Genomic DNA, 26,010 nt, shown 5'->3' with positions numbered 1-26,010 from the left:
CCCTAACCCTCTCCCACAGGGAGAGGGGATCGACAGGCAGACGCTGTGGCGCAACGCTTACCCCCGCCGATGCGCCCACTCACGCATACGCTGAAACAGCACATACAGCGACGGGATAAACAGGATGCCAATCAACGTCGCCACCAGCATACCGCTGAATACCGTGGTGCCGATGATCCGCCGGCTCTGCGCCCCGGCGCCGGTGGCGAGCATCATCGGCATGATGCCGATAATAAACGACACCGCGGTCATCATCACCGCGCGGAAGCGGCGGGTGGCCCCCTCGCGCGCGGCGTCAACTATCGACAGCCCCTCCTCGCGCCGGCTGCGGGCGAATTCAACAATCAGAATCGCATTCTTCGCCGCCAGGGCAATCAGCAGCACCAGCCCTATCTGAACATACACATCGTTGGCATAGCCCGCGGTCCACAGCCAGAGCAGCGCTCCGCCGATGGCGAACAGCACCGAGAGCATGACGCTCGCCGGCAGCGTCCAGCTCTCATACTGCGCCACCAGGAACAGCCACGCCATCGCCACCGCCGCCAGCACGATCCACACTGCCTGATTGCCGGTCTGCTGCTCCTGCCAGGAGATCCCGCTCCAGGCGTAGTCATATCCCGGCGGCAGATGGGCCTGCAAAATCTGCTCCATGGCCGCCATCGCCGTGCGGCTGCTGACCCCCTCGGCCGCTGAACCGCTCACTGAAACGGACGGGAACTGATTGTACTGCTGAATAAACGGCGCCCCCACCGTCGGCGTAATGGTGACCAGATTGCTCAGCCGCACCCGCTCGCCGTCGCGGCTGCGGACGTACAGCTCGCTAATCTGCTCTGCCCGTTCGCGCCACTGCATCTCATTTTGCATCACCACATGATAGACACGATTGTTACGGCTGAAATCGCCGGCGCGCGTGCCGCCGAACGCCGTCTGCAGGCTGCTGAAAATCTGCGCCACCGGCACATCCAGCAGCGCCGCCCGGTCGCGGTCGACCGTCAGGGTTAGCTGCGGCACGTTGCTGCTCCAGGTGGTAAACACCCGGCTCAGTTGAGGATGCTGGTTCGCCAGCTGGAGGATCTCCCGCGTCAACTGCTCCAGCTCCGCCGACGACTGACCGGCCTGCGCCAGGATGCGCAGGTCAAACCCCGAGGCATTGCCCAGGCCCGGCAGGGTCGGCGGCGCGAAGGTCATGATCGTCGCCTCGGGTAGCGACAGCAGCTGGCGCTGAATATCTGCCATCACCGCATCCAGCGGCGGCCGCTGGTGCCAGTCCTTGAGCATTACCGAGATAAACCCGCCGTTAGAGGCGCTGGTGCCGTTGAGAATGTTGAACCCGGACACCTGAATCACATCCTCCACCGCCGGGTTAGCCATCAGCAGCTTGCGCGCCTGGGCCATCACCGCTTCGGTACGCTCCAGCGACGCCGCCTCCGGCAGCTGCACGCTGGCAAACAGGTAACCCTGATCTTCCTGCGGCAGGAAGCCTTTCGGCATCGAGGTGAAGCTAAACGCCACCAGCGCGCCTGCCGCCACCGTCGCCGCCAGCGCCAGCCAGGGACGGCGGTTCATCCAGCCTACCAGTCGGCCATAGCCGTCGCGGGTGCCGTCGAGAAGACGGTTAAACGCCCGCCACACCGCCGCTGGCCGGGCAGGACGCGGGCGCAGCAGCAGCGCGCAGAGGGCCGGCGTCAGGGTTAGCGCCACCAGGCTCGACAGGGCCACCGCGGTGGAGAGCGTCACGGCAAACTGCCGGTACAGCTCGCCGACGATCCCCGGGAGCAGCGCCACCGGCACAAATACCGCCAGCAGCACCAGGGTCGTGGCGATCACCGGCCCGGCGATCTGCTGCAGCGCCTGGGCGGTGGCCTGCAGGCGATCCAGCCCTTCCGCCATTTTGGTTTCCACATTCTCCACCACCACAATGGCGTCATCCACCACCATCGTCAGGGCGAGAATGATCGCGAACAGGCTGAGGGTGTTGGCGCTGTAGCCCAGCAGATAGAGCACCGCAAAGGTGCCGATCAGTGACACCGGGATCGCCAGCACCACGATCAGCGTCGCTCGCCAGCTCTGCAGGAACAGCGACACCACCACGACCACTGCCAGCAGGGTCAGCGCCAGCGAGACGCCGATCTCTTTGATCGTCGCCGCCACAAAGCGAGTGGTATCGAACTTCACCTCCCAGGTGAGATCCGCCGGAAAGCGAGTGTGCAGGCGGTTAAGCTCCGCACGCACTGCGCTGGCGACCTGCAGGGCATTGGCGGTGGGCGTCGGGTAGATCCCCAGATAGGCCGACGCTTTACCGTTCAGCTGCGCGCCGGAGCTGTAGCTGCGGGCACCCAGCTCAATGGTCGCCACGTCAGCGAGGCGAACCAGCTGCCCCTGCGCGCCGCGGCGGAGGATAATCTCGCCAAAGCTGGCCGCCTCGTTCAGACGCCCCAGCCCGTTGATGGTCAGCGTCTGCTGCTGGCCGTTGAATACTGGCGGGGTGCCCACCTGCCCCGCCGCGCCCTGCACATTCTGCTCGCGCAGCGCCTGGGTAACGTCATCCGTGGTGATGTTGAGCGCATTCATGCGGTCCGGACGCAGCCAGATGCGCATACTGTAATCCCGGGCGCCAAACATCTGCACCTCGCCGACGCCGGGCAGGCGGGCCAGCGCCTCGCGCACCTGGGTGCTGGCGTAGTTACTGACAAACAGCGGTGACAGCGTGCCCAGCGGCGAGTAGAGGCTCACCCCCATCAGCAGGTTGCTGGCGCGCTTGCGGACCTGGACGCCATTCTGCTGCACCTCCGCCGGGAGCTGCGCCAGCGCCTGCGCCACCCGGTTTTGCACGTCGATCGCCGCCAGGTCGGCATCGGTGCCCGCCGCGAAGGTAATGCTCAGGCGGTACGTTCCCTCATCCGAGCTGGTGGACTCCATATACAGCATATGATCGACGCCGTTGAGCTGGGTCTCCAGCGGGGCGGCGATGGCTTCCGCCACATCTGACGCGCTGGCGCCCGGCCAGCTGGCGCTGACGTTCACCACCGGCGGGGTGATCGCCGGGTACTGCTCCACCGGGATCAGCTTCAGCGACACCGCGCCGACAAAGGTCAGCAGCAGCGCGATCACCATGGCAAATCGCGGACGACGGATAAAAAAGGTCAGCATCCCTTCTCCTTACTTAGTTCAGCACCTGTACCGCGGCGCCTTCGCGTAAACGCTGCGCGCCGTCGGTGATCACCTGCTCGCCCGCCTGCAGCCCTTTCTCAACCGCAAACTGCTGCCCCTGCTGCCCCGCGAGGGTCAGACGACGCTGCCCGGCGGTGTGGTCCGGCTTCAGCACCCAGCTGAAAAAGCCCTGCGGATCCTGCTGCACGGCGGCGGCCGGGATCATCACCCGTGACTGCAGCTCCTGCGGACGGAACAGGATTGTTACGCTGCCGCCCGGCAGCAGACGGTGCTGCGGATTGGCGAACTCCGCCCGCACCGCCACGCTGCCGGTGCGGGCGTCAATCCGGTTATCGATGGAGGTCAACACCCCATCGCGCCGTTTGCCATCCACCTCAATCTGCGCCAGCCACGCCTGCTTCAGGGCGTGGATGTCGGCATGCTGGCCGGATTTGCTGAAAAATGCGGCTTCGTCGAGAGCGAACGACACCCGCACCGGATCCAGCTGCACGATGTCCACCAGCACGCCGCTGGATGGGTTAATCAGCGTCCCGACGTGAAAGGCGCTGTGGCCCACGCGACCGGTCACCGGCGCCGCAATCCGGGTGTAGCTGAGCACAATCTGCTGGGCCTCGACGCGGGCTTTCGCCTGCTGCACGGCGGCGGCGGCGACGTCGCGCTGCATCCGGGCCGTGTCGACGTCGTTGCGGCTGATGGAGTGGTTGTTAATGAGCCGCTCGTAGCGAGTGAGCAGTTGCTGCGACTGACGTAATGAGGCTTCGGCGCTTTTCAGCTCGGCCTGCGCCAGGGCCAGGGCCGCGCGGGGCTGCGCGTCGTCGAGGGTAAACAGCAGGTCGCCCTCGGTAACATACTGGCCATCCTGGAAGTGGCGCTGAACTATCACCCCTTCGGTGCGCGCGCGAATGTCGACGGCGCGGATCGCCTCGACCCGCCCGGGGATCGCGCGTTCTTCAGCATGAGGCGCCAGTTCGACCGTGGCGACGCGGACCGGCACCGCCGGCGCGGCGGTCGCCGTCAGGGCGCCGCCGGCCAGACCGCAGGCCAGCAGAGCAAAGCGGAAGGTTTTAATCATAGGGGGATCCTTGCGAAAGTAACGCGCGCCTGCAGCGAGGCGCGCGAGATCAATCAAGCCGTTTTGCGGAACCGGCGCGTCAGGCGCTTCTCAACTTCCACCACCAGGAACATGGCGACGCCGATGACCAGGGTGATAAACCAGTAGCGCAGCGGCAGCGCTTCCGTACCAAACATGCTCTGCATCAGCGGGACATAGATAATGACCAGTTGCATCAGCAGCAGGACACCGGTCACCAGCCAGATGCCTTTGTTGCGCAGCAGACCCATGCTCAGGGAGAAGCTGTCGCTGCTGCGGCAGTTGATCATGTAGACCCACTGCGCCGTCACCAGCATCTGCAGCAGCACGGTGCGGATAAACTCCGGACTGTGGCCGCGCGGCGCCAGCCAAGCCTCAAGGATAAAGGCGGCAATAGCAATCATAGACCCGACAAAAGCCACTCGCCACACGGCGAAGCCATCCATAACGTGCTGGCCGGTTTTACGCGGCGGGCGGTTCATCACGTTGCGCTCTGCGGCTTCAAAGGCCAGGCCGAAGGAGAGCGTCGCCGACGTCGCCATGTTCATCCACAGGATCAGCACCGGGGTCAGCGGAATAATGTTCCCCGCCAGCAGGGCGATGATGATCAGCAGCCCCTGCGCCAGGTTGGTCGGCATGATGAAGAGGATGGTCTTCTTCAGGTTGTCATAGACCCGACGGCCCTCTTTTACCGAGCTGGCGATGGTCGCGAAGTTATCATCGGTCAACACCATGTCAGCCGCCTCTTTGGTGACTTCGGTACCTTTGATACCCATGGCGATACCCACGTCGGCCTGGCGCAGCGCCGGCGCGTCGTTGACGCCGTCTCCGGTCATGCCGACCACTTCGCCGTTATCCTGCAGGGCTTTCACCAGGCGCAGCTTATGCTCCGGGCTGGTACGGGCAAAGATGTCGTACTCCACCGCCGCCTTCGCCAGCGCCGCATCGTCCATGTGCTCCAGCTGGTAGCCGGTCATGGCCTGGCTGCTGTTGGTGATCCCCAGCATCTGGCCGATGCTCATCGCCGTCTGCGGGTGGTCGCCAGTGATCATCTTCACGCGGATCCCGGCGGTCTGGCAGGCATGGATGGCGTCAATGGCTTCCGGACGCGGGGGATCCATCATCCCGGCGATGCCGAGGAAAATCAGCCCCTCCTGCAGGTCCTCATGGTTGAGGGTGGTGGCATCAAGGCTGGCAGGCTTACAGGCCGCCGCCACCATGCGCAGTCCCTGACGGGCGAAGCGCGCCATCTCCTCTTCCCAGTACTGCGCCTCGAACGGCACCGCGCCGTGGCGGCTCATCTGCTCGCGGCACATGGCGAAGATAACGTCCGGCGCACCGGTGATCAGCACCCGGGCCTCGCCATCGATGTGCTGCAGGGTCGACATATATTTGTACTGTGAGTCAAAGGGGATCTTGGCCACCAGACGGGCCTCCACCGCCGGGAGCTGCGCTTTCGCCGCCAGCACCTTCAGCGCCCCTTCGGTCGGCCCGCCGGTGATCCCCCACAGACCGCGCTCATCCTGGGTAAGCTGGCTGTCGTTACACAGGTCGATGGTGCGCAGCCAGGTCTCCAGCACGGTGCCGGGCTGAACCTGCACGGGCTCGTCGCTCCCCTCAAGGAAGATCCGTCCCTGCGGCTCATAGCTGTCGCCTTCCACCCGGTAGCAGCAGTCTGCCGTGATGATCGCTTTGACGGTCATTTCGTTCATCGTCAGAGTGCCGGTTTTATCCGAACAGACCACGGTCATGGCGCCGAGAGTTTCCACGGTCGGCAGCTTACGAATAATCGCCCGCTTGCGCGCCATCGTCTGCACGCCCAGCGACAGAATAATCGAGATGATCGCCGGCAGCCCCTCCGGTACCGCGGCCACCGCCAGGCTAATCAGCGACAGCAGCAGCTCGCCCATCGGGATATCCCGCAGCGCGAGGCTAAAGATAAACAGCGCCACCATCATGGCGAGGATAATGACAAAAATCGCTTTGCCGAGCTTATCCATCTGCACCAGCAGCGGGGTACGGTGCTTCTCAATGCCCGCCATCATCTGGTTGATATGGCCGAGTTCGGTCTCCGCGCCGGTGGCGGTCACCACGCCGATGCCGCCGCCAGCGCTGACGGTGGTGCCGGAGAAGACCATGTTCACCCGGTCGCCCAGCGGCAGGTCGCCCTCCAGCGCGTCGGTGATTTTATCCACCACCGTCGACTCGCCGGTGAGGATCGCCTCTTCCACCCGCAGGTTGTGGGTTTCAATCAGGCGCATATCCGCTGGTACGCGGTCGCCGGCGCGCAGGATAACGATGTCCCCTGGAACCAGGTCGCGCGTCGGGATAGTCTCATGTTTGCCGTTACGCTGGACGCGGGCATCGCTGGAGAGCATGTTGCGGATCCCCTGCAGGGATTTTTCGGCGTTGCTCTCCTGGATATGACCGATCAGGGCGTTAATCACCGTCACGCCGAGGATCACCAGGGTATCGACCCAGTGACCCATGATGGCGGTCAGCGCTGCGGCAGCCAGCAGCACGTAAATCAGTACGTCGTTAAAGTGGGCGAGAAAGCGCAGCCAGCCCGGTTTACCCTTCTTTTCCGGCAGGGCATTCGGACCAAAGGTATTCAGGCGCTCGGCGGCGTCTGCGGAATTTAACCCAGCGGCCTGGCTTTTTGTCTGCGCCAGCACTGCGTCAACGGTCTGCTGCCAGACCTGCCGTGGCGCGGTGTCGCCCGAGGGCGTCGTAAACTTTGGGTTATTCATCTTGGTCAAATTACATTTTCCTTATAAATTCCGTGAATCGGAAAGCCTGAAATCATTCCTGGCCAATGAAGTAAAACGTGGCTAAAAAGCCGGTAAAAATGTGATCCAATATCCGCCTAAATTTTTCGCAAAATACAAAATGTGTGATAAGTTAATTCACAAGATAAATATTACAGAATATTAATAAACCAAAACTAAACGAGGTTAAATATGTTTGGAATCTACCGCGGACGCCGTCTGGCGCTGTACATCCTGCTGGCCATCATTGTTGCCACGCTGGTGGGATATAGCACTTATAGTTTTGTAAAAGCGCTGGCATAATAATGACGTTAATTTACACCCAGCTGCAATTAACTTAATTACAAATTATTTCAAATTAATTAACATGAGAGCGAAAGGCAGGCAATAATATTTAAAATAGCCGTGTTATAGAGAGTAAAAAAACAAAGCATATTGCGTTAAGCATTATTTTACCGGACAATATGTTTTTTAACTGATGATTAACATGACATGAAACATCCGCTGGAAACGCTTCTCTCCGCCGCCGGGATCTTACTGCTGGCCCTGCTCTCCTGTCTGCTGTTGCCCGCGCCTTCGCTGGGCCTGACGCTGGCGCAAAAGCTGGTTGAGACATTCCATATGATGGATCTCAACCAGCTCTATACGGTGTTGTTTTGTCTGTGGTTCTTAGCGCTGGGCACCCTTGAATTTCTGGTGCTGCGCTGGGTGTGGCGTCGCTGGTTTTCCCTCGAACGGTAAACCAGGAGAGCGCGCCTCAGTGGGCGCGGCTGTGGTTTTCTTTGCGGTAGGCGCCCGGCGGCTGGTTGAAGGTCCGGGTGAAGACGCGGGTAAAGGTCTGTTGCGAATCGAAGCCATACTTCAGGCAGATATCGTAGACCCGCTGATCGGTGTCGCGCAGATCGCGGGCGGCCAGCAGCAGCTTCCTTTCACGAATATAGCGCCCAAGGCTCTCTCCCTTGTACTGTAAAAACAGCCGTTGCAGATGCCATTTCGAATACCCGGCATGGCGAGCGATATCATCAATACGCAGCGGTTGATGCAGGTTGTCATCAATCCACTCGACGATAGTGTCAATCACCTGAGCGGAAATCGTCATATGCTCTCTCCTCTGAAACTGCACTGGCGCTTAGCGCCACCAGGCGTTAAATGATTGCGTCTTATCGGCGACCCACAGCGGCTCGCCCTGCATAGGCGTCAGCAGACGCCAGGCCCTTCCTTCGCTGGCAGCCGCCAGCCGTTGATACGGTTCATCCCAGCTGTGTTTCGCCAGAACAAACCGTCCTGCATGCCCAGGCAGCACCGCGCGGGCGCGCAGGTCGTCGGCAGCCTGAGCCGTTTCATCCGGCATCATGTGAATATATTTCCAGTCCTGGTCATACTGCCCGTTCTCCATAATCGCCAGATCAACCGGACCAAATTCATCACCAATCGCTTTGAAGTGCGGCCCATAGCCGCTGTCGCCGCTGTAATAAATTTTTTGCTGCGGGGTGACGAACAGAAAACTGGCCCACAGCGTCTGGTTACGCTTCAGTCCACGGCCGGAAAAGTGCCGCGCCGGCAGAACGTGAACGGTGAATTCATCGCTGACCGGGATCGCCTGCTGCCAGTCCGCTTCGGTAATCAGCGCCCCGTCCATCCCCCAGTAGCGCAGATGCGACCCGACGCCCAGCGGCGTAATGACCCGCTTAATTTTCGGCAGCAAGGCGCGGATGGTGGCGTAATCCAGATGGTCGTAGTGATCGTGGGAGATGATCAGCAGATCGATGTCTGGCATCCCTTCCGCCCGCCACGGATAGTCGCCGGGAAAGGCTTTATTGATAAAGGAGAACGGCGCCGCGTAATCGCTGAACACCGGATCGATCAGGATACGTTTTCCTGCCAGCTGCAGGTACCAGGAGGAGTGGCCGAGCCAGACCATCACATCCTGCCCCAGGGGCAGCGTCGCCAGGTCGGTCTTCACCAGCGGCAGCGGCTGAGCGGGACGGGCGTTTTCCCGTTTGGTCATCAGGAAATCCCACCACGCCGCCAGCATATTTTTCTGCCCGGTGAACCCTGGCGTGGGCAATTGGTTATGGAACTGGCCGTCCCGGTAGTGGGGAGACGCTTCCACCTGGCTAAGCTGTGCCCCCTGCGGCGCCTTACCAAAACCGGCATTGAGGACAAACGGCAATGTCGTTGCTGCTGCGAGTAACATGATGGCGACCACGCTAAAAGTGACACGGTTCATATCCTGACCAGACAAAAGCCCCCATCCCGGAGGCTTTGTGATATAACTTGATTATGAGTGAGTACGCACTCATTATTAGGAAAGTGATGAAAGTCGTCAAGACGATTTTCAATTTTTGCGTTCCGCCGTTGCAGCGACCTGGTCAGACGTGCAAAGATCGGCGGTTTTTTTAAACCTGCGTGAGGAAAAAAGTAGTGGCTCGTCCAAAGAGTGAAGATAAAAAGCAAGCGTTACTGGAAGCTGCCACCGCGGCTTTCGCCCAGTCCGGCATCGCCGCCTCGACGTCGGCCATCGCCCGCAGCGCTGGGGTGGCCGAGGGGACGCTGTTTCGCTATTTCGCCACCAAGGATGAGTTGCTCAACGAGCTGTACCTCGCGATTAAGCTGCGCCTGGTGCGCACAATGATCGCCGGGCTGGATCCGCACGAGAAGCGCCCGAAAGAGAACGCGCGCAATATCTGGAACAGCTATATCGACTGGGGCGTGCGCAACCCGATGGAGCACAAGGCGATCCGCCGGATGGCGCTCAGCGAGCGCATCACCGACGAAACCCGTCGCCAGGTAAAAGAGAGCTTCCCGGAGCTCAACGAAATGTGCCAGCTGTCGGTGAAAGAGATTTTTCTCAGCGAGGCGTACCGCGCCTTTGGCGATGCCCTGTTTCTGTCGCTGGCGGAGACCACCATCGAATTCGCCAGCCACGATCCGCAGCGCGCCCGGGAGATTATCGCCCTCGGCTTTGAAGCCATGTGGAACGCCCTGCATGAGGCGGACGCCTAATGACCCCCGAGATGCTGCATCCCTGCGCTCATCGTATCGCCCTGACCTACCCGTTTACCGAGCACTGCTGGCCTTTTGGGCCAGAGTACGACGTGTTTAAGGTCGATGGCCGTATCTTTATGATCACCATGACCATTCGCGGCCGGGCGCTGGTCAACCTGAAGGCTGAGCCGCAGAAGGCGCTGCTCAATCAGGAAATTTATCGCAGTATCGAACCGGGCTACCATATGAACAAGAAACACTGGATCACGGTGGTGCCGGGAGAGGATATCAGCGAGGATCTGCTGGCCGAGCTGATTGACGATTCGTGGCATCAGGTGGTGAACAAGCTGAGTAAAAAGGCCCAGCAGCGCCTGCGTCCGCGCTGATTTTCAGCCAAATGCGATAAGTGTTATCGCATTTTTCACCCTTATCATTTGGCGATCTTCGCTGTACTCTTCCTCTCCTTAACGCACCGGTAAGGTGCTGTAAACTGTGAGGAAGAGTTATGGATATCGTATCGGTCGCTTTAACGCGCTATTCCACCAAGGCCTTTGACGCCACGAAAAAGCTGACTGCCAGCGAAGCCGAACAGCTGAAAACGCTGCTGCAGTACAGCCCGTCTAGCACCAACTCCCAGCCGTGGCACTTTATCGTCGCCAGCACCGATGAAGGGAAAGCTCGCGTAGCCAAAGCCGCCAGCGGCACCTACGTGTTCAACGAACGCAAAATTCTCGACGCCTCGCACGTGGTGGTGTTCTGCGCGAAAACCGCGATGGACGACGCCTGGCTGCAGCGTGTGGTGGATCAGGAAGAGGCCGATGGCCGTTTCGCCACACCGGACGCAAAAGCCGCTAACCACAAGGGTCGTACCTTCTTTGCCGATATGCACCGCAAAGAGCTGAAAGATGACGATCAGTGGATGGCGAAGCAGGTGTATCTCAACGTCGGCAATTTCCTGCTGGGCGTGGCGGCGATGGGCCTCGACGCCGTGCCGATCGAAGGGATTGATTTTGCGATCCTCGATGAGGAATTTGACCTGAAAGCCCAGGGCTACACCAGCCTGGTGGTGGTCCCGGTCGGCCACCATAGCGTGGAAGATTTCAACGCCACCCTGCCGAAGTCGCGTCTGCCGCAGTCGACGACCATTACCGAGATTTAATTCCCTTCTGCCGGGAACGCCCGGGCCATAGCGCAGCAGCGTCTCGCCCGGGACTTTCTTCCCCCCACTCTTTCCCCTCTTATTCTGCCGTTTGTGCCAGGTTTCTGGCGCTAATGAGCCCGCTTGTGCCAGGAATAACGACTTTAGTGTGAACCAGCCGATTTAATTAATTGATAAATAATACTTTTTATTTCTGGCACGCCCTTTGCTCTTAACAGATACCGCTATCTGGATGAAGGAGAAACCGGGTGAAACATATCTATGTGGCCAGCCACGGCCATTTTGCTCGCGGACTGGTGAACAGTTTGTCGCTGCTGATTGGCGACGAACACGGCGTTATCCCGGTCTGCGCCTATGACGAAGATATCGTGACCACCGAACAGCTGGAGCAAACCCTGGAGCATCTCATCGTCCAGGCGAATGGTGATGAAGTGGTGATCTTCACCGACCTGCTTGGCGGCAGTATCAACAATAGCGCCGTGAGCGTCTTGATGCGACATCGCAACGTTTTCGTGGTCGCCGGCATCAATCTGACTCTGCTGCTGGAGTTTCTGCTGTGCGAAGAAGCCACTACCGAGGCCGCGATTATCTACGCCACCAGCGCGGCGCGTGAATCCATTGTTTTCATCAATCCTCTAATAACACAACCATCCTCTGACCCACAGGGAGAATCTCATGATTAAACTCGTGCGCATTGATTATCGGCTGCTGCACGGCCAGGTGGTTTTTGCCTGGACCCGAGCGCTGGATATCGACCATATCATCGTCGCCAACGCCAAAGCCGCGGCGGATGCCTTCATTACGATGTCGCTTAACCTGGCAAAGCCAGCGGGCGTCACGCTGGACATCGCCACCGTTGAACAGGCGGCGGAAAAGCTTAACAGCGGCAAGTTGGATCATAAAAAAGTCATGGTGGTCCTTGGCAATACTGCGGAAACCCTCGCGCTAGTGGAAAAAATCCCGGGAATTAGCGCAATTAATTACGGTGGTCTGCCACAGAAGGAAGGGGCAAGACAATTCGGCAAGGCCATCTATCTGACCGACGAGGAAATCGCCCATAGCAGAGCGCTAAAAGAAAAAGGCATTCGGCTGGAGATGCGTCAGGTACCCGCCCACTCGGCTGAACTCCTTAACGACCAACTTTAACTTCGGAGGTCACTATGTTGCTCACCGCAACGTTACTCGGCCTGATCGCCGCCCTGGGGATACTTGATGGCCGCCTGCTTGGGGTATCAATGATCGATCGACCGCTGGTGATGTGCGCCCTCACCGGTCTGGTTTGCGGTAATTTGCATGAGGGGATTCTGATTGGCGCTACGCTGGAGCTTATTTTCCTCGGCAACGTCGCCATCGGCGCCGCGCACCCGCCAGATATCGTGACCGGCTCCGTATTGGCCACCGCGTTTTCGATCATGTCCGGCCGCGGTCCGGAGGCTGCGCTCACCATCGCCATCCCTGTCTCAATGCTGGCGCAGACGCTAGGCATCCTGGTGCGCGTGGTGAACGCCCGCTTTGGTCATCTGGCGGATCGCTATGCGGCACAGGGTAATACCCGAATGGTCGGCCTGATGCACCTCGCCGGTCCGACGCTACTCTATTTTTTAAACGGATTTCTACCGGTATTTTTTGCCATTCTGCTTGGTTCTTCGGCGGTAAGCTGGTTCCTGGAGGCCATTCCACCGGTGATAACCAACGGATTGATCGTCGCCAGTAAGATCCTGCCAGCGCTCGGCTTCGCCCTGCTGATCAGCATGATGCTCAGCAGCAAACTAATGCCGTACCTCGGTCTGGGATTTCTGATAGCGGCATATACCAAACTGGATATCATCGCCATTGCGCTGTTCGCTGTGGTGTTGGCATTTATCATCAGCCAGTTCCTTAATCTTAAGCAGCAGGAGAGCTAATCATGAGCGAAATGACGCAAACTGTGACTGGCGCTACCCAGCCGCAAAGCGATGACGCAAGCCGCATCACCGCCCGCGATTTACGCAGCGTGTTCTGGCGCTCCTTTACGCTACAGGGCTCGTGGAACTACGAGCGCCAGCAGCATATGGGCTACGCCTTTGCCATGTCGCCAGCCCTGAAGCGTATCTATCAGGACCCAACGGAGCTGGGGCGCGCCCTGCAGCGTCATCTGGTGCTGTTTAACACCACGCCCCATCTCTCGACCTTTATCTTCGGCCTGTCGATTGCCATGGAAGAAGAGAACCAGCGTAACCCCGAATTTAATGAGGAGTCGATAAACGCGATTAAAACCAGCCTGATGGGACCGCTGGCGGGCATCGGCGACTCCATTTTCTGGGGATCATTAAAGGTTATCGCCGCCGGGATGGGTATCTATTTCGCCCAGCAGGGCAGCCTGCTGGGACCGATACTGGCGCTGTTAGTTTATAACCTGCCGCATCTTTTGTGCCGCTGGTATGGCCTGAAGCTCGGCTACCGGGCGGGTACGACCTGGCTGATGAGAATTTACCAAAGCGGCCTTATGGACCGGGTGACCTATATCGCATCAATTGTTGGCCTCATGGTCGTCGGCGCGATGACCGCCAGCATGATAGATATCACCACCCCGCTCAGCTTTACCGCCGGGCAGACCACCATGAAGGCGCAGGAGTTTATTGACAAAATTCTTCCTTCGCTGCTGCCGCTGCTTTTCACCCTCGGGATGTACAAGTTGATCCGTAAGGGAGTCAATATTAACTGGATCCTGCTAGGAACCGTCGCGTTTGGCATGGCGGCCAGCGCGCTAGGCCTGCTTTAAGAAGAGGAATATCACCCATGCACGTAGAAGACTATATGAATGAAACACCCGCCCGTCTGCTCGCTATGCTGACGCAGACGCGGGAAGATCTCTGGCAGGCGGCGAAAGCGCTAACGGAGCGCGGCATCACGCGTATTATCCTGACCGGCTCCGGTACCTCTTATCACGGCGCGCTGACCGCCCGCTCGTTTATGCAGCAGTGGTGCGGGCTACCCGTTGATGTCTACTGGCCTTTTCTGCTGGATGATTCGGCGCTGACCCTCAGCGACAAAGCGCTGGTCATCGGCATTTCTCAGGGAGGCGGCAGCCTCTCTACCCTCGCCGCAATGGAACGCGCCCGGGCAGCCGGGCATCTCACCGCTTCCATGGCCGGGGAAGCGCCAGCCGTTATCGACCGGGCGGCAGATTTGGTCTTAACAGTACCCTGTGGAGAAGAGCGGGCTGGCGCTAAAACCAAAGGGTATCACTGCACCATACTTAATCTGATGCTGCTGGCGCTTGCTGTCGCCAGTCGCCAGCGGCGCCTGAGCGATGAGGAGCGCAAAGCGCTACTCATCCGCATGGATACCACGTTTAATCATTTGCCGACGCTCATTGAGGCCTCGCAGGCGTGGGTTCTCAATCATGCCCGACCGCTTATCGACAGCGCGGACATTCGCCTGACCGGTCCGGCAAGGCTGTTTGGCACCGTTCAGGAAGGTGCGCTAAAGATGCTTGAAACGCTACGCTGTCCGGTTGCCGGTTATGAATTTGAGGAGTTCATCCACGGGATCTATAACGCCTTCGACGAGCGCTCTACCCTGATCATGCTCGATCCGTTTCCCGATGAGCGTCAGGATCGCCTGGCGGAAATACTTGGCGGCTGGACTCAGCATATTTATCGCATTGGTCCACAAGTCGAAAATAACGGCAAAAATATGCCCTTCGCATTTATTAACGATCCCGACTTTGCGGTCTTTGAATATATCATTCCGTTACAAATGGTTTGTGCCCGACTGCCACCAGTGAAGGGCATCGATCCCGCGATACCGAAGGATCCGCAGTTCCACCAGAAAATGAAAAGTAAACAACCCAATTAATTGACGCATAGTAAAAGTTATCCGCTATTCAGCGGAGGACCCGTTACATCTCAAGGAGACCAATATGTCTATAGCTCATAAAAACGCACATACTATTATTCGCGATATTTTATCTAAGCAGCACATTGAGCGCGTATGGTTTGTTGGCTGCGGTGGTTCATTAACCGGTTTCTGGCCGGGGAAATATTTTCTCGATTGTGAAGCTAAAAAGCTGGCCGTCGGCTATGTTACCAGTAATGAATTTGTCCACGCGACGCCGAACGCGTTAGGTAAAAACAGCGTAGTGATCCTCGCCTCGCAGCAGGGCAACACCGCTGAAACGGTGGAAGCCGCCCGCATCGCGCGTCAGAAAGGCGCCGCCACTATTGGACTGGTATATACCCCCGGCACGCCGCTGTGCGAACACAGCGATTACACTATTGAATACTGCTGGGCGCGCTATCCCGAAACCGTCGATCCGACGCAGCAAAAAGCGGCATACAGCCTGTGGCTGGCGCTGGAAGTGCTTGCGCAAACTGAGGGATACGCCCATTACGATCAGATGGTCAGCGCCTTTGCCAGTTTTGAATCCGTGGTACGCGGCGCTCAGCAGCAGGTTCAGGCGGATGCGCGCCATTTTGCCGAAGCCTGGAAGAGCGAAAAGGTCATCTACATGATGGGCAGCGGCCCCTCATTCGGCGCCGCGCATCAGGAATCCATCTGTATTCTGCTGGAGATGCAGTGGATTAACTCCGCGAGCATCCATAGCGGCGAGTATTTCCACGGTCCCTTTGAGATTACCGAAGCGGGAACGCCGTTTATTTTATTAAAAAGCAGCGGCCGCACACGCCCGCTGGATGACCGCGCGATCCGCTTTATCGAACGTTACCAGGGAAAACTGCAGATTATTGACGTGGAAAAGGTGGGAATCGACACACTGCACACCAGCGTGCGCGAATATTTCTGCGGCCTGCTGCACAACTGCGTACTGGATGTTTACAACCTGGCGCTGGCCACCGCCCGCAACCACCCGCTGACCACCCGCCGCTATATGTGGAAAGTCGAATATTGATTCGCTAGCCGCCTGCCAGCCCCGGCGTAATTCTCCGGGGCTGCGTTGAGAATTACCAGCTAAAATCTTCAATACGTAATTCAAAAATATCGTGAATATAGCCAATTTCCGCTACCGGTAGCGCCACGTTATAGAGTATTTTCAGGCGCTGGAACGAGTGATTCACCATGGCAATAAATTCGCCATGCTGGCGGGTAAATTGCTCAAGATCTTTATAATGGCTAATTTCATTACGCATTACCAGACGCTCAATCATACAGCTGAGATGCACATATAAACTGATAATTAAGTTATTATTAAAATGAAAACCAAGCGTATTTTGCCACTCAGCGATAATGGTTTCGATATGGCCCATGGTTTTTCCGGCATTCAGTATCGTCAGAGAGTTGACAACGTTATGCAGCGAAAACTCACGAACCATATTTTTATTAATCAGCGCAATTTGCTTTTCATTAAGATAGCCACTTAAGAGCTGACTCAGATGTCGATGCCCCTGCTCGCCAAGTAGTTCCTCAATGCCAACCCAGGGCACTCCGGCCAGCTGCGGGTCGTGGGTACCCACGACCGCAATAACTTCATACTGGTGGAGTAACGATACCGCCGTACGACTGTTTTTTAAGCGCGTATACTCGCAGGCGATGATGTTAATATCAAAATCGTTGAGCAGGCTCTTCTCCATCAGATTTTTAAATTTAAATGCGGTACCGATACCTGTAATACAGGTCACCAGCAGCGCACGCTCTTTTTTTTCTGCGGGCCAGAACACATCCCAACGCGACTGATTAAGCGGCACGATCTCTTCGGCGATTTGTTCGATGTTTTTTCCCAGCGCGATCTCGCTGGCAACGTTCAGCGCCATGCGGGTCGTTACGTTATCCACCACCACCAGCGGGCCGTGAATCACCGACAAAAGCGCATCGGCAATCTCCTTGGTGTAGCCCATATCAATAAGCACCATCACACCCGCACGCGTGTCCGTATGCTGGAGATAATCAACCACGGCGCGACTGACATCGTTAAACGCCACCTCCATCGGCATATCCATGGCCTGGTAGATCTTCTCGCCAATCAGGCGGTTGGCAACGCCGGCAATGCTGCTGGCGGTCGAATAACCGTGGGCGATTATCAGCGCTTTCACTTTTCCGCCGCTGGTCGCATCAATCGCATTGCTGACGATAGCGGCAACCGCCAGGCGGTCAAGCGTATCGATGAGCAGATCGTATTTATTATTGACGACATCCAGTAGTTTCTCCGCGATACGCTGCGCCAGCCCCGCCGAGGAGTCCAGCCAGCGCTGCATCACCAGACGCACGGGCTCAGCAACGCTACGCGGCGCCAGAGGGAGGCTGGTGAGGTAGCGGCCGGTAAGATAAGCGAATTCGACATTTAGCTGAAGGTCATAATTGACAGCGATTGCTTTGCCCACATCTTCAATAAAGCGCAGCCGTTTGTCCTGCAGAGAGACCGTACTCTCCTGATTCATCAGCGCATCAAGATAGAGCGTCACGTTCTGATAAATAAGCTTTTCAAAGGTCCGCACGCTAATATTATCCTGAGCCAACTCCTCGCACAGGCTACAAATATTTTCCGTTAGCCGTTGGTATTCATGGTGACGACCAGAAAAAAGAGGCTGCGCGTCGCCATCGCGGTAAATCATAACCCGCTCGCTATTTTGCTGAAGGGAAAAAGGCGCATCCGCCAGTAATCGGTCGGGCAGCAAACCCGCTTTTATGTGTAAAAGACCGCTATCACGTTCGCCAAATGTCCAGGCGCTGGCGCAAATATTGCGAATCAAATTTTCCAGCCCACCGACATTTCCTTCAAGCGTTTCACGCATGAGCTGGCTGACGATTTCGCCATCCAACGCCAGATCGTGGTTCAAACGCTGGGCTTCACGGCGGAAAAAGTGGTGGATAAACGCCAGCCGCTCGAATTGGCCGCGTTCAGCGATCGGCAGAATTTTTACAATTACCGGAATACGGCGAATAAAGGTCGCCAGGAAATGTTTTTCCAGATCCTCGGTTGAAGCAAAAATTAGCCGCACCGTGGCGCTGCGCTCATCGGTGCTCTCCCCCAGCCGGCGCCAGCTACCGTTATCCATAAAATGAAACAGCTTTTCCTGACCTTCGGGCGGCAGCCGATGAACCTCATCGATAAACAACACCCCACCGTTGCTGGTCTCGATAAGACCAGGAACGGCTTTATCGGCGCCGGTAAAGGCCCCCTTCGCATGACCAAATAACTTCGAGGTCAGTAGTTCTGGATTATTCGCGTACTCGGCGCAGTTAAATACGGTAAAAGGCGCATCGGCAGGTAAAATGCCTTCATCTATTGCGTAGTGCCAGAGCTGGCGAGCTAGAAAACTTTTCCCAGTGCCAGTAGGGCCCCGCAGCAGCAGAGGCAGACCTGCGCCAGGGTAGCTGATGGCAGCCTTGCACTGGCGCAATGCTTCCTGCAGGCTGCCCTGCGCGCCAATCAGCTGCGCCAGACTATCCTGACGCTCCGCGCACAGCGCCTGAATGGAGGCGTATTCGCCGTGCCGAACCGCCAGGCGGTGATGATCGCGCAGAACGGTAACGGGTAAAAACAGCACCGGGCGACCATTCACTTTGACCACCCGCTGCTCGCGATGGAGATTATTCAGATGATGGCTGATGATGCTGCGTTTTTGCTTCAAGCTATCGGCAATGGCCATAGCGTTAAACTCGCCCAGCGCTTCCGCCGTCAGCGCTCGCCCGGCGATCCGTTGTTCTAGCTGGCGAAAAATCGACTCCTTGTTCATCTCGCTCCCCTGTCAAAAGCGTAAAATTCGCTTATACGACAATTCGCGCAGGACGTCGCTGCCGTCAGCCACACTTCTTTAAAAGCGCTTAATTTTTCATGGCTTAACGTTCCCCGCGTGCCAGATGCGCTCGGCATAGCGGCCAATCACCGCCAGCGAGACGGCAAGGATCAGGAAAAACAGCACTTTGTGCATCCCGTTCCAGAAAAACTCAAAGAAACGGGTATAGAGATTGATCGCCAGGAAGGTTAGTCCGAAGCCGCGCAGCATTCCGTCATCGGTTTTCAGGCTGATAAAAATGCAGACGCCGGCCGCTACGGCAAACAGCAGCCCCCACGGCAAGAGTCGCGCCTGGCTCACCTGGTACCAGCTGTCTGCGTCGTAATTGCCGAAAATCGACAGGATCCACAGCGCAATAAACAGGTACGTGAGGCCCATCGCCTTGCTGACGGTAAACAGCTGCCGCTGGCGAAGCAGGGATTGCGCGCCGTAGCAGAGCGCCAGCAGCGCGCCGCCGAACAGGACGAAGCGAATCGGGTAGTTCATGCCCAGCCAGTAGGCGCCCCACCCCGAGACGTAGCCGGTTTCCGCGCCGAACCAGTTGCCCAGCGCCAGCAGAAAAAAGAGCCACACCAGCCCGGAGCGGGCAATATAGCCGATGGCGCCGTAAATCACGCATCCGGCCAGAAACAGCGGCGCGATATGGCCGCTGCCGTTATCCAGCCGTTCGCCAAGCTGCCATAGCGACACGGCGGTAAAGACGACGCCCAGAAACAAAATCGCCTCGGTGCTGTAGTGCCATTGCGTTTCCCGTCGCTGGCGGCGAAAGCCCCAGCCGTAGCAGACGACTGCCAGCAGCGCAGGCAGCAGGATCCGCGTCAGCGCCGAGTGGCTGAACAGGCTCAGCAGCCACGCCACCAGCTCGCTGTCGGCGAACAGGCTGCCCAGAGCAATCAGCACGCAGGCCAGCGCGGTCCAGAAGGCATAGCGGCTCAGGCGCCGCCAGTCGAAGGGGGAGACGCGCAGCGTGTGCGTCAGCCGCTGACTGTCCGACGGGGTTAACTCCCCGCTGGCCTGCCAGGCGTTCAGCGCGCGCTGAATAATGCGCTGCTCTTTTCGGGTTACGTTCATAGGCATTCCTTGAGACTGATGACAAACCTGTTTTCGCTAATGTGCTCGCCTTTCTGCCGGGCAGCAGCTGTCGCCTTCCCCGGCCTACTTAACCATTTATATATCAGATTGTTACCCCTTACCGTAAGCCCGCGTAAGCGCAACGCCGCCGGGCATGATATCAGGCTCGATACCCGTCATATTGCCGGGTGGCGGCTACGCCTGACCCGGCCTACGGTCCCTGGGGTTCGTGCGACCTGCCGGAAGTTACCCACCAGGGCTGCTGAAACTGCCGGTGTTGCGGCCTCAAAATCGCTGAGACGTTCCCGGCAGGCCGGGGCAGCCCGCATGGATGCGGGCTGAGGGCCGTGTTTTGCAGGGACGCTGCCTCGGCCCGACCCGAAGCCTGCAGGGATAAGTCGAAGGCACCACGCAGTGGCGATGTTGCTGGCCGGAGCCCGGGGGTACAGGGGGCGGCGGCGACTGGCCGCCCCCTGTGCGCTCCCTGCGCCATGAGTGACATAACGCAGAAGGCGTATCGGGAGCGCAATGTGTGCTGAAGTCGTAGATCACATACAGGACTTCCCGACAGTGCTTTCCCTACCCCTCTCCCGGAGGGTAAGGGAACCGTCCAGCAGCGCCGGCCGGGAATACCCGAAGATGGCACATTGCCAGCCATCTGATTCCTTGTGATTAATGTTGGTCCAGCCACGCCAGCGCCTGCTCGCCCGCCTCGTCCATCGGCAGATAGACCAGCAGGCGCGAACCGTTGCGCGGCGCCGAATACCAGTACATCTGCTGCAGACTGAATCGCCCGAGCTGCGGGTGGTTAAAATGTTTAATCTGGTTTTCCACACCGCGCACCTCGTAGCGCTGATGCCACAGCGTTTCAAACTCCGACGAGGCAGCGAAAAAGCGCGCCAGCTTGTTTTCCCACGCCGGATCGCCGCGGTGCTCGGCCATCGCGGCGCGAAAATAAGAGACGAAGGTCGGCAGCACATCGCGATTTTCGATCCGGCTGCGCCAGGTCTCATGGGTCAGATAGAGATAAATGCAGTTGCGATCTTCTTCCGGGAGGGTGGCGAAATCGATGCCCATCAGGCGGCAGAAGCTGTCGTTCCAGGCCACAATATCAAAGTTCGGTTTCTGAATGCTGGCTGGCTGCGGCATCAGGCTGTCCAGCATCCGGCGGGTGCCGGGGCTGATGCCTTCGCACACTGTCACCTGGGTGGCTTCCGGCGGGGTCAGCCCGGCCAGTACGAACAGGTGCCGGGTCTCCAGCGGACTGCACTGTAAAGCATTCGCCACCCCCACCAGCACCGCCTCCGACGGATTCACCTCCCGCCCCTGCTCCAGCCAGGTGTACCAGGTGACGCCGACGTCGGCGAGCATCGCCACCTCTTCCCGACGCAGGCCCGGCGTGCGCCGGCGGCCCACGCGGGGCAACCCCAGGCGCTGCGGATCGAGGCTTTCGCGGCGGGCGCGCAAAAATGCCCCCAGCTGTTTGCGTCGATCGTCCGGCACGGCGATCGTCAACTCCCGTTGCGGCATCGTGGTCATCACCCCTCCAGCATAGTAGTGCCAGTACCAGTATAGACAGGAACTGGTACCCGTTTAATTTATCGGTAATGCTACGTCGGTCTGCTGAATGACGCAATGGAGAATCCCATGAATACGTCTGCTGTTTCACCCGGCCGCGCCGGTCTGTTGCTGCTGCTGGGCGGCCAGATGCTGCCGCTTATTGATACCTCGATCACCAATGTGGCGCTGGACGCCATCACCCACACCCTGGCGGCCAGCGCCACGCAGCTGGAGCTTATCGTCGCGCTCTACGGCGTCGCCTTTGCCGTCTGCCTGGCGATGGGCAGTAAGCTTGGCGATAACTATGGCCGCCGGCGCCTGTTTATGTGGGGCGTCGCCCTCTTTGGCATCGCTTCCCTGCTGTGCGGGATGGCGAACAGCATCAGCGCCCTGCTGGCGGCCCGCACCCTGCAGGGCGCCGGGGCGGCGCTGATTGTGCCGCAGATCCTCGCCACCCTGCACGTGACCCTCAAAGGCCCCGCCCACGCCCGGGCCATCAGCCTGTATGGCGGCATCGGCGGGATCGCCTTTATTGTCGGACAGATGGGCGGCGGCTGGCTGGTATCGGCGGACATCGCCGGGCTGGGCTGGCGCAACGCCTTTTTTATCAATGTGCCGATCTGCCTGCTGGTGTTGGCTCTGAGCCGCCGCTATGTGCCGGAAACCCGTCGCGAGACGCCGTCGCGTATTGACTGGCAGGGCACGCTGTACCTCGCGCTGATCCTCTGCTGCCTGCTGTTCCCGATGGCCCTCGGTCCGGAGCTGCACTGGCCGCTGTGGCTGCAGCTGATGCTGGTGGCGGTCCTGCCGCTGCTGTTCGCCATGCGTCAGAGCGCCCTGCGCCAGCAGCAGCGCGGCGACCATCCCCTGCTGCCGCCGCGTCTGCTGCAGTTGACCAGCATCCGCTTCGGGATGGCCATCGCCCTGCTATTTTTCAGCGCCTGGTCCGGCTTTATGTTCTGCATGGCGCTGACCATGCAGGAGGGGCTGGGGATGGCGCCGTGGCAGTCCGGCAATAGCTTTATCGCCCTCGGCGTGGCCTATTTTATTTCGGCGCTGTATGCCCCGCGGCTTATCGCCCGCCACAGCATGGGGCGGATCCTGTTGACTGGTCTGGCGGTGCAGATCGCCGGGCTACTGCTGCTGTGCGCCACCTTCTCCCGCTTCGGCATCGCCACCACCGCCCTGACGCTGGTCCCCGCCACGGCGCTGATCGGCTACGGTCAGGCGCTGATCGTCAACAGCTTTTACCGGATTGGCATGCGCGATATCAGCGCCAGCGACGCCGGGGCCGGGAGCGCCATCCTCAGCACCCTGCAGCAGGCGACCCTCGGTCTCGGACCGGCTATCCTTGGTTCGCTGTTCCTGGCGCTGGCCCGTCGCGGCGGCGGAAACTATCCGCAGGCGCTGATTGATTTTCTGCTGGTCGAGGTGGCCATGATGCTGTTGCTGGGGGCGATCGCGCTGTGGCTGCGCCATCATCTCAACCGACAGCCGGCGACGGTAGCGTCGTAATACCGGCGGCGGTGATTTGCATAATAGCTATCCAGCGGTCATCATACCCGCTGGATATTCAGGAGACGTTATGCAGGAATTAATATCGCAAATTGCCGCCTTAGGAATCGAAATAACCCCCACCCGCTCGCTGATGATTATCTTCGGCATTATCTTATTCACCGCCGTGGTCGTGCATCTGATATTGCACAAAGTGGTCCTGCGCGCTTTTGAAAAACGGGCGTTGGCCAGCAGCCATCTGTGGCTGCAAATCATCACGCAGAATAAACTCTTTCACCGACTGGCCTTTACCCTGCAGGGGATCATCGTCAACGTGCAGGCGGTGCTGTGGCTGCAAAAAGGCAGCGAGGCGGCGGAAATATTAACCACCGTGGCTCAGCTATGGGTGATGATATATGCCATGCTGTCCTTCTTCTCGCTGCTGGATGTGATCTTAAAGCTGGCGCAGAAATTTCCTGCCGCCTCTCAGCTGCCGCTGAAGGGGATATTCCAGGGGATTAAGCTGGTGACGGCGATTATTATCGGCATCCTGATTATTTCCCTGCTGATAGGCCAGTCACCGGCGATCCTGATTAGCGGGCTCGGCGCGATGGCCGCGGTGCTGATGCTGGTGTTTAAAGATCCGATCCTCGGTCTGGTGGCCGGTATCCAGCTCTCTGCCAACGATATGCTCAAGCTTGGCGACTGGCTGGAGATGCCGAAGTACGGCGCCGACGGCGCGGTGATCGATATCGGCCTCACCACGGTCAAGGTACGCAACTGGGACAACACCATCACCACCATTCCAACCTGGTCGCTGGTCTCCGACTCGTTTAAAAACTGGAGCGGCATGTCGGCCTCCGGCGGCCGCCGCATCAAACGCAGCCTCAACATCGACACCACCAGCATTCATTTTCTTGATGAACAGGAGCAGCAGCGCCTGATCCGGGCGAAGTTGCTTAAGCCCTATATGGATTCGCGCCACGAGGAGATTAGCGCCTGGAACCAGCAGTACGCCGGGGAACAGTCGGTTCTCAATGAGCGGCGAATGACCAATGTCGGCACCTTCCGCGCCTATCTGCAGGAGTATTTACGCCATCATCCACGCATCCGCCAGGATATGACCCTGATGGTGCGCCAGCTGGCGCCGGATGCCAACGGGTTGCCCATCGAGATCTACTGCTTCACCAACACCGTGGTGTGGGCGGAATATGAGGGGATCCAGGCGGATATTTTCGACCATGTCTTCGCCGTGGTGGAGGAGTTTGGCTTACGCATTCATCAAACGCCCACCGGCAACGACATTCGCGCGCTGGCGGGCGCCTTCTCCCGCTGATCCTCAGGCGCTGGCGCGGGCTATCACGCGCCAGTCCATCATCACCCGCTCGACGGCGGCGTCGGGATCGTCGATGCGTTTCATTAACAGATCCACCGCCGTGCGGCCGATCGCCCGGGAGGGCTGTTCGACGGTGGTCAGCTGCGGGGAGACCACTTCCGCCAGCTCGGTGCCGTCGAAGCCGATCACCGCGATATCCTCCGGCACCCGCAGTCCGGCCTGGTCAATCGCCCGCAGCGCCCCGGCAGCAAGTGAGTCCGAAACGGCAAACACCGCGTCGGGCTGCTCGTCTTGCGACAGCAGCTGCTCCATCGCCCGTTTACCGGCCGCCGCGCTAAGATCCTGCGCGTAAGTCACCTGCTGATACACCAGACCGTGCACGTGCAGCACGCTTTTATAGCCGCGCTCGCGCAGACGGGCATAGCGATAGCTCAGGTCGTGATTAATGAGCGCAATGCGGCGGCGGCCGCTATCGGCCAGTCGGGACACCGCCCCCTGAGCCGCCTCGACGTCGTTAATCCCGACGCAGGAGATGCTGCCGGTGTCGGCATACTCCGCGCACTGCACCCAGGGCGCATCGCCAATCATGGTGGTCAGTTCCGGCAGGCTGGAGAGCGCGTTCATGGTAATAATGCCGTCGACCATTTTGCCGGAGAGCAGCTGCAGGCCCGAGGTCGAGCGGGCCAGATCCGACCCGGAGTTACACAGCAGAATGCGGTAGCCATTCTTCTCCGCCTCTTCTTCTATCCCTTTCACCACCTCGGCGCAAAAGGGGTTAGCGATATTGGAGACCATCACCAGGATCATATTGCTGCGAGCGGTTCGCAGCTGACGCGCCAGCAGGTTCGGCTGATAGTTGCTCTCTTTGATCGCCTGCAGCACGCGCTCACGGTTTTTGGCTTTTACCGTATCGCTGTTGTTCAGCACCCGCGACACCGTGGCCACCGAGACGCCGGCCAGACGAGCAATTTTCTGAATAGACATAAACCCTGCACTTCCTGCGATAGAGGTGGATCCTGCAGGCTATCATAAATGACCTCTGGTCAGCCTGCCAGCCTGGCGCGAAAGCGCGGGAACGCACGAGAAAACTATTAAAAATCAGGGCTTCTCTCCCACGCCGTTAACGCGCATCCTTTTGCCGTTCCACCCGGTTCGCGCTCTGGCGACAGCCCCCCTGGCGCCCTATTTCTTCGTTTATGATTAAGGATGATATCTCCATGAGGCTCTCCACCGCGGTTCTCGCCCTCAGCTGTGCCCTGGCAACGATCACCGGCTGCACCTCGTCAAAATCGTCACCGGAACGCCACGCTTACGCGTTTGTCGCCCACCGCTCCGATTTTGTCGGCGGCAATTTCACCGTCAACCGCCAGGAAAATTACCGTTTAAACCTGCCGACCTTCACGGCAATGTACGCCCGCGGCCAGCAGGATAAAGCCGCTGGCATGAGTGAAAGCGACGCCCGCCGCACCGCTGAGGCCATCAAACAACAGGCGGCGCAGGGCACCCGCACCGAGCACGCCTTTACCGGCAACGCCAGCGACAAATGGGATAATGCGATGGAAAATAAAGATGCCGTCCTGTTCGGCAACGAGCTCTCCGGTGCCTATCTCGACGGCTATCTTGGGGTGAAATAATCCTGC

At 58.9% G+C, this 26,010-nt stretch carries 22 protein-coding genes; 13 read left to right on the top strand and 9 right to left on the bottom strand.

Annotation, left to right across the window (positions count from 1 at the left end; genetic code table 11):
- Positions 1-57 precede the first annotated feature (57 nt).
- From HMPREF3096_RS23915 to HMPREF3096_RS23905, 3 genes are read right to left on the bottom strand one after another with little or no spacing between them, the layout of a single operon-like run.
- Positions 58-3,150 carry an efflux RND transporter permease subunit gene (locus HMPREF3096_RS23915; protein ID WP_032729550.1) on the bottom strand — a complete coding sequence of 1,031 codons (3,093 nt, stop codon included), beginning with the start codon at positions 3,148-3,150 and terminating at the stop codon, positions 58-60.
- Between the two features lie 13 nt (positions 3,151-3,163).
- Positions 3,164-4,243, bottom strand: coding sequence for an efflux RND transporter periplasmic adaptor subunit (locus tag HMPREF3096_RS23910; protein WP_032729548.1), 1,080 nt, complete (start codon positions 4,241-4,243; stop codon positions 3,164-3,166).
- A 53-nt stretch (positions 4,244-4,296) separates the two neighbouring features.
- Entirely contained in the window at positions 4,297-7,020 is a 2,724-nt protein-coding gene (locus HMPREF3096_RS23905; RefSeq protein WP_012542521.1) for a cation-transporting P-type ATPase, read from the bottom strand.
- 501 nt (positions 7,021-7,521) lie between these two features.
- Here HMPREF3096_RS23905 and HMPREF3096_RS23900 point away from each other — a divergent pair.
- Positions 7,522-7,770: a DUF1158 domain-containing protein gene (locus HMPREF3096_RS23900; RefSeq protein ID WP_008805539.1), complete on the top strand. Its 249-nt coding sequence runs from the start codon at positions 7,522-7,524 to the stop codon at positions 7,768-7,770.
- Positions 7,771-7,786: 16 nt separating this feature from the next.
- Here the strand turns inward: HMPREF3096_RS23900 and HMPREF3096_RS23895 are convergent, their stop codons facing one another.
- Positions 7,787-8,128 (bottom strand): RamA family antibiotic efflux transcriptional regulator, encoded by a 342-nt coding sequence (locus HMPREF3096_RS23895; protein WP_002893035.1) that lies wholly within the window; start codon positions 8,126-8,128, stop codon positions 7,787-7,789.
- Between the two features lie 30 nt (positions 8,129-8,158).
- Entirely contained in the window at positions 8,159-9,274 is a 1,116-nt protein-coding gene (locus tag HMPREF3096_RS23890) for an MBL fold metallo-hydrolase (RefSeq protein WP_162493283.1), read from the bottom strand.
- Between the two features lie 179 nt (positions 9,275-9,453).
- Between HMPREF3096_RS23890 and HMPREF3096_RS23885 the strand changes: the two genes are divergently transcribed.
- The 9 genes from HMPREF3096_RS23885 (at position 9,454) to HMPREF3096_RS23845 (ending at position 16,067) form a co-directional block, all read left to right on the top strand.
- On the top strand, positions 9,454-10,035 hold the full coding sequence (locus tag HMPREF3096_RS23885) for a TetR/AcrR family transcriptional regulator (RefSeq protein WP_012968754.1): 582 nt from the start codon (positions 9,454-9,456) through the stop codon (positions 10,033-10,035).
- The gene (locus tag HMPREF3096_RS23880) at positions 10,035-10,403 is read left to right on the top strand and encodes an MmcQ/YjbR family DNA-binding protein (RefSeq protein WP_032729544.1); all 369 of its coding nucleotides are present in this window, start codon (positions 10,035-10,037) and stop codon (positions 10,401-10,403) included. The genes HMPREF3096_RS23885 and HMPREF3096_RS23880 overlap by 1 nt, the downstream gene beginning before the upstream one ends.
- Before the next feature lie 119 nt (positions 10,404-10,522).
- Positions 10,523-11,176, top strand: a complete 654-nt coding sequence (gene nfsB, locus HMPREF3096_RS23875) for an oxygen-insensitive NAD(P)H nitroreductase (protein WP_032729541.1) — start codon at positions 10,523-10,525, stop codon at positions 11,174-11,176.
- Between the two features lie 248 nt (positions 11,177-11,424).
- Complete coding sequence (locus HMPREF3096_RS23870) at positions 11,425-11,859, top strand: PTS sugar transporter subunit IIA (RefSeq protein ID WP_002893017.1); 435 nt, start codon at positions 11,425-11,427, stop codon at positions 11,857-11,859.
- The gene (locus HMPREF3096_RS23865; RefSeq protein ID WP_008805534.1) at positions 11,852-12,322 is read left to right on the top strand and encodes a PTS sugar transporter subunit IIB; all 471 of its coding nucleotides are present in this window, start codon (positions 11,852-11,854) and stop codon (positions 12,320-12,322) included. The genes HMPREF3096_RS23870 and HMPREF3096_RS23865 overlap by 8 nt, the downstream gene beginning before the upstream one ends.
- 14 nt (positions 12,323-12,336) lie before the next feature.
- The gene (locus tag HMPREF3096_RS23860; RefSeq protein ID WP_004183295.1) at positions 12,337-13,080 is read left to right on the top strand and encodes a PTS mannose/fructose/sorbose/N-acetylgalactosamine transporter subunit IIC; all 744 of its coding nucleotides are present in this window, start codon (positions 12,337-12,339) and stop codon (positions 13,078-13,080) included.
- A 2-nt stretch (positions 13,081-13,082) separates the two neighbouring features.
- The gene (locus HMPREF3096_RS23855) at positions 13,083-13,937 is read left to right on the top strand and encodes a PTS system mannose/fructose/sorbose family transporter subunit IID (protein ID WP_004176976.1); all 855 of its coding nucleotides are present in this window, start codon (positions 13,083-13,085) and stop codon (positions 13,935-13,937) included.
- A gap of 17 nt (positions 13,938-13,954) precedes the next feature.
- Positions 13,955-15,016, top strand: a complete 1,062-nt coding sequence (locus HMPREF3096_RS23850) for a glutamine--fructose-6-phosphate aminotransferase (protein ID WP_004176977.1) — start codon at positions 13,955-13,957, stop codon at positions 15,014-15,016.
- A gap of 64 nt (positions 15,017-15,080) precedes the next feature.
- On the top strand, positions 15,081-16,067 hold the full coding sequence (locus HMPREF3096_RS23845; RefSeq protein WP_004176978.1) for an SIS domain-containing protein: 987 nt from the start codon (positions 15,081-15,083) through the stop codon (positions 16,065-16,067).
- A gap of 52 nt (positions 16,068-16,119) precedes the next feature.
- Here the strand turns inward: HMPREF3096_RS23845 and HMPREF3096_RS23840 are convergent, their stop codons facing one another.
- The 3 genes from HMPREF3096_RS23840 to HMPREF3096_RS23830 form a co-directional block, all read right to left on the bottom strand.
- Entirely contained in the window at positions 16,120-18,849 is a 2,730-nt protein-coding gene (locus HMPREF3096_RS23840) for a sigma 54-interacting transcriptional regulator (RefSeq protein WP_008805532.1), read from the bottom strand.
- Between the two features lie 96 nt (positions 18,850-18,945).
- Positions 18,946-19,980, bottom strand: coding sequence for a hypothetical protein (locus tag HMPREF3096_RS23835; RefSeq protein WP_032729537.1), 1,035 nt, complete (start codon positions 19,978-19,980; stop codon positions 18,946-18,948).
- Positions 19,981-20,652: 672 nt separating this feature from the next.
- Positions 20,653-21,519: a helix-turn-helix transcriptional regulator gene (locus HMPREF3096_RS23830; RefSeq protein WP_022065427.1), complete on the bottom strand. Its 867-nt coding sequence runs from the start codon at positions 21,517-21,519 to the stop codon at positions 20,653-20,655.
- 108 nt (positions 21,520-21,627) lie between these two features.
- On the opposite strand from HMPREF3096_RS23830, the gene HMPREF3096_RS23825 reads away from it, so the two are divergent.
- Together HMPREF3096_RS23825 and HMPREF3096_RS23820 are read left to right on the top strand one after the other, a co-directional pair.
- A complete protein-coding gene (locus tag HMPREF3096_RS23825) occupies positions 21,628-23,055 on the top strand; it encodes an MFS transporter (RefSeq protein ID WP_023297179.1) in 1,428 nt (475 codons plus the stop codon).
- 70 nt (positions 23,056-23,125) lie between these two features.
- Positions 23,126-24,370 carry a mechanosensitive ion channel family protein gene (locus HMPREF3096_RS23820; protein WP_004202471.1) on the top strand — a complete coding sequence of 415 codons (1,245 nt, stop codon included), beginning with the start codon at positions 23,126-23,128 and terminating at the stop codon, positions 24,368-24,370.
- Positions 24,371-24,373: 3 nt separating this feature from the next.
- Here HMPREF3096_RS23820 and HMPREF3096_RS23815 read toward each other — a convergent pair whose 3' ends face one another.
- Positions 24,374-25,354, bottom strand: coding sequence for a LacI family DNA-binding transcriptional regulator (locus tag HMPREF3096_RS23815; protein ID WP_012968759.1), 981 nt, complete (start codon positions 25,352-25,354; stop codon positions 24,374-24,376).
- A 233-nt stretch (positions 25,355-25,587) separates the two neighbouring features.
- Here HMPREF3096_RS23815 and HMPREF3096_RS23810 point away from each other — a divergent pair, with 233 nt between their 5' ends.
- The gene (locus HMPREF3096_RS23810; protein WP_004183289.1) at positions 25,588-26,004 is read left to right on the top strand and encodes an Exc2 family lipoprotein; all 417 of its coding nucleotides are present in this window, start codon (positions 25,588-25,590) and stop codon (positions 26,002-26,004) included.
- The last annotated feature ends 6 nt before the right edge of the window (positions 26,005-26,010 follow it).

The organism is Klebsiella sp. HMSC25G12, from assembly GCF_001807705.1.
GTDB lineage: Bacteria > Pseudomonadota > Gammaproteobacteria > Enterobacterales > Enterobacteriaceae > Klebsiella > Klebsiella variicola.
Note: the sequence above shows the minus strand (reverse complement) of the source record. Positions and strands in the feature narration are given on the sequence as shown.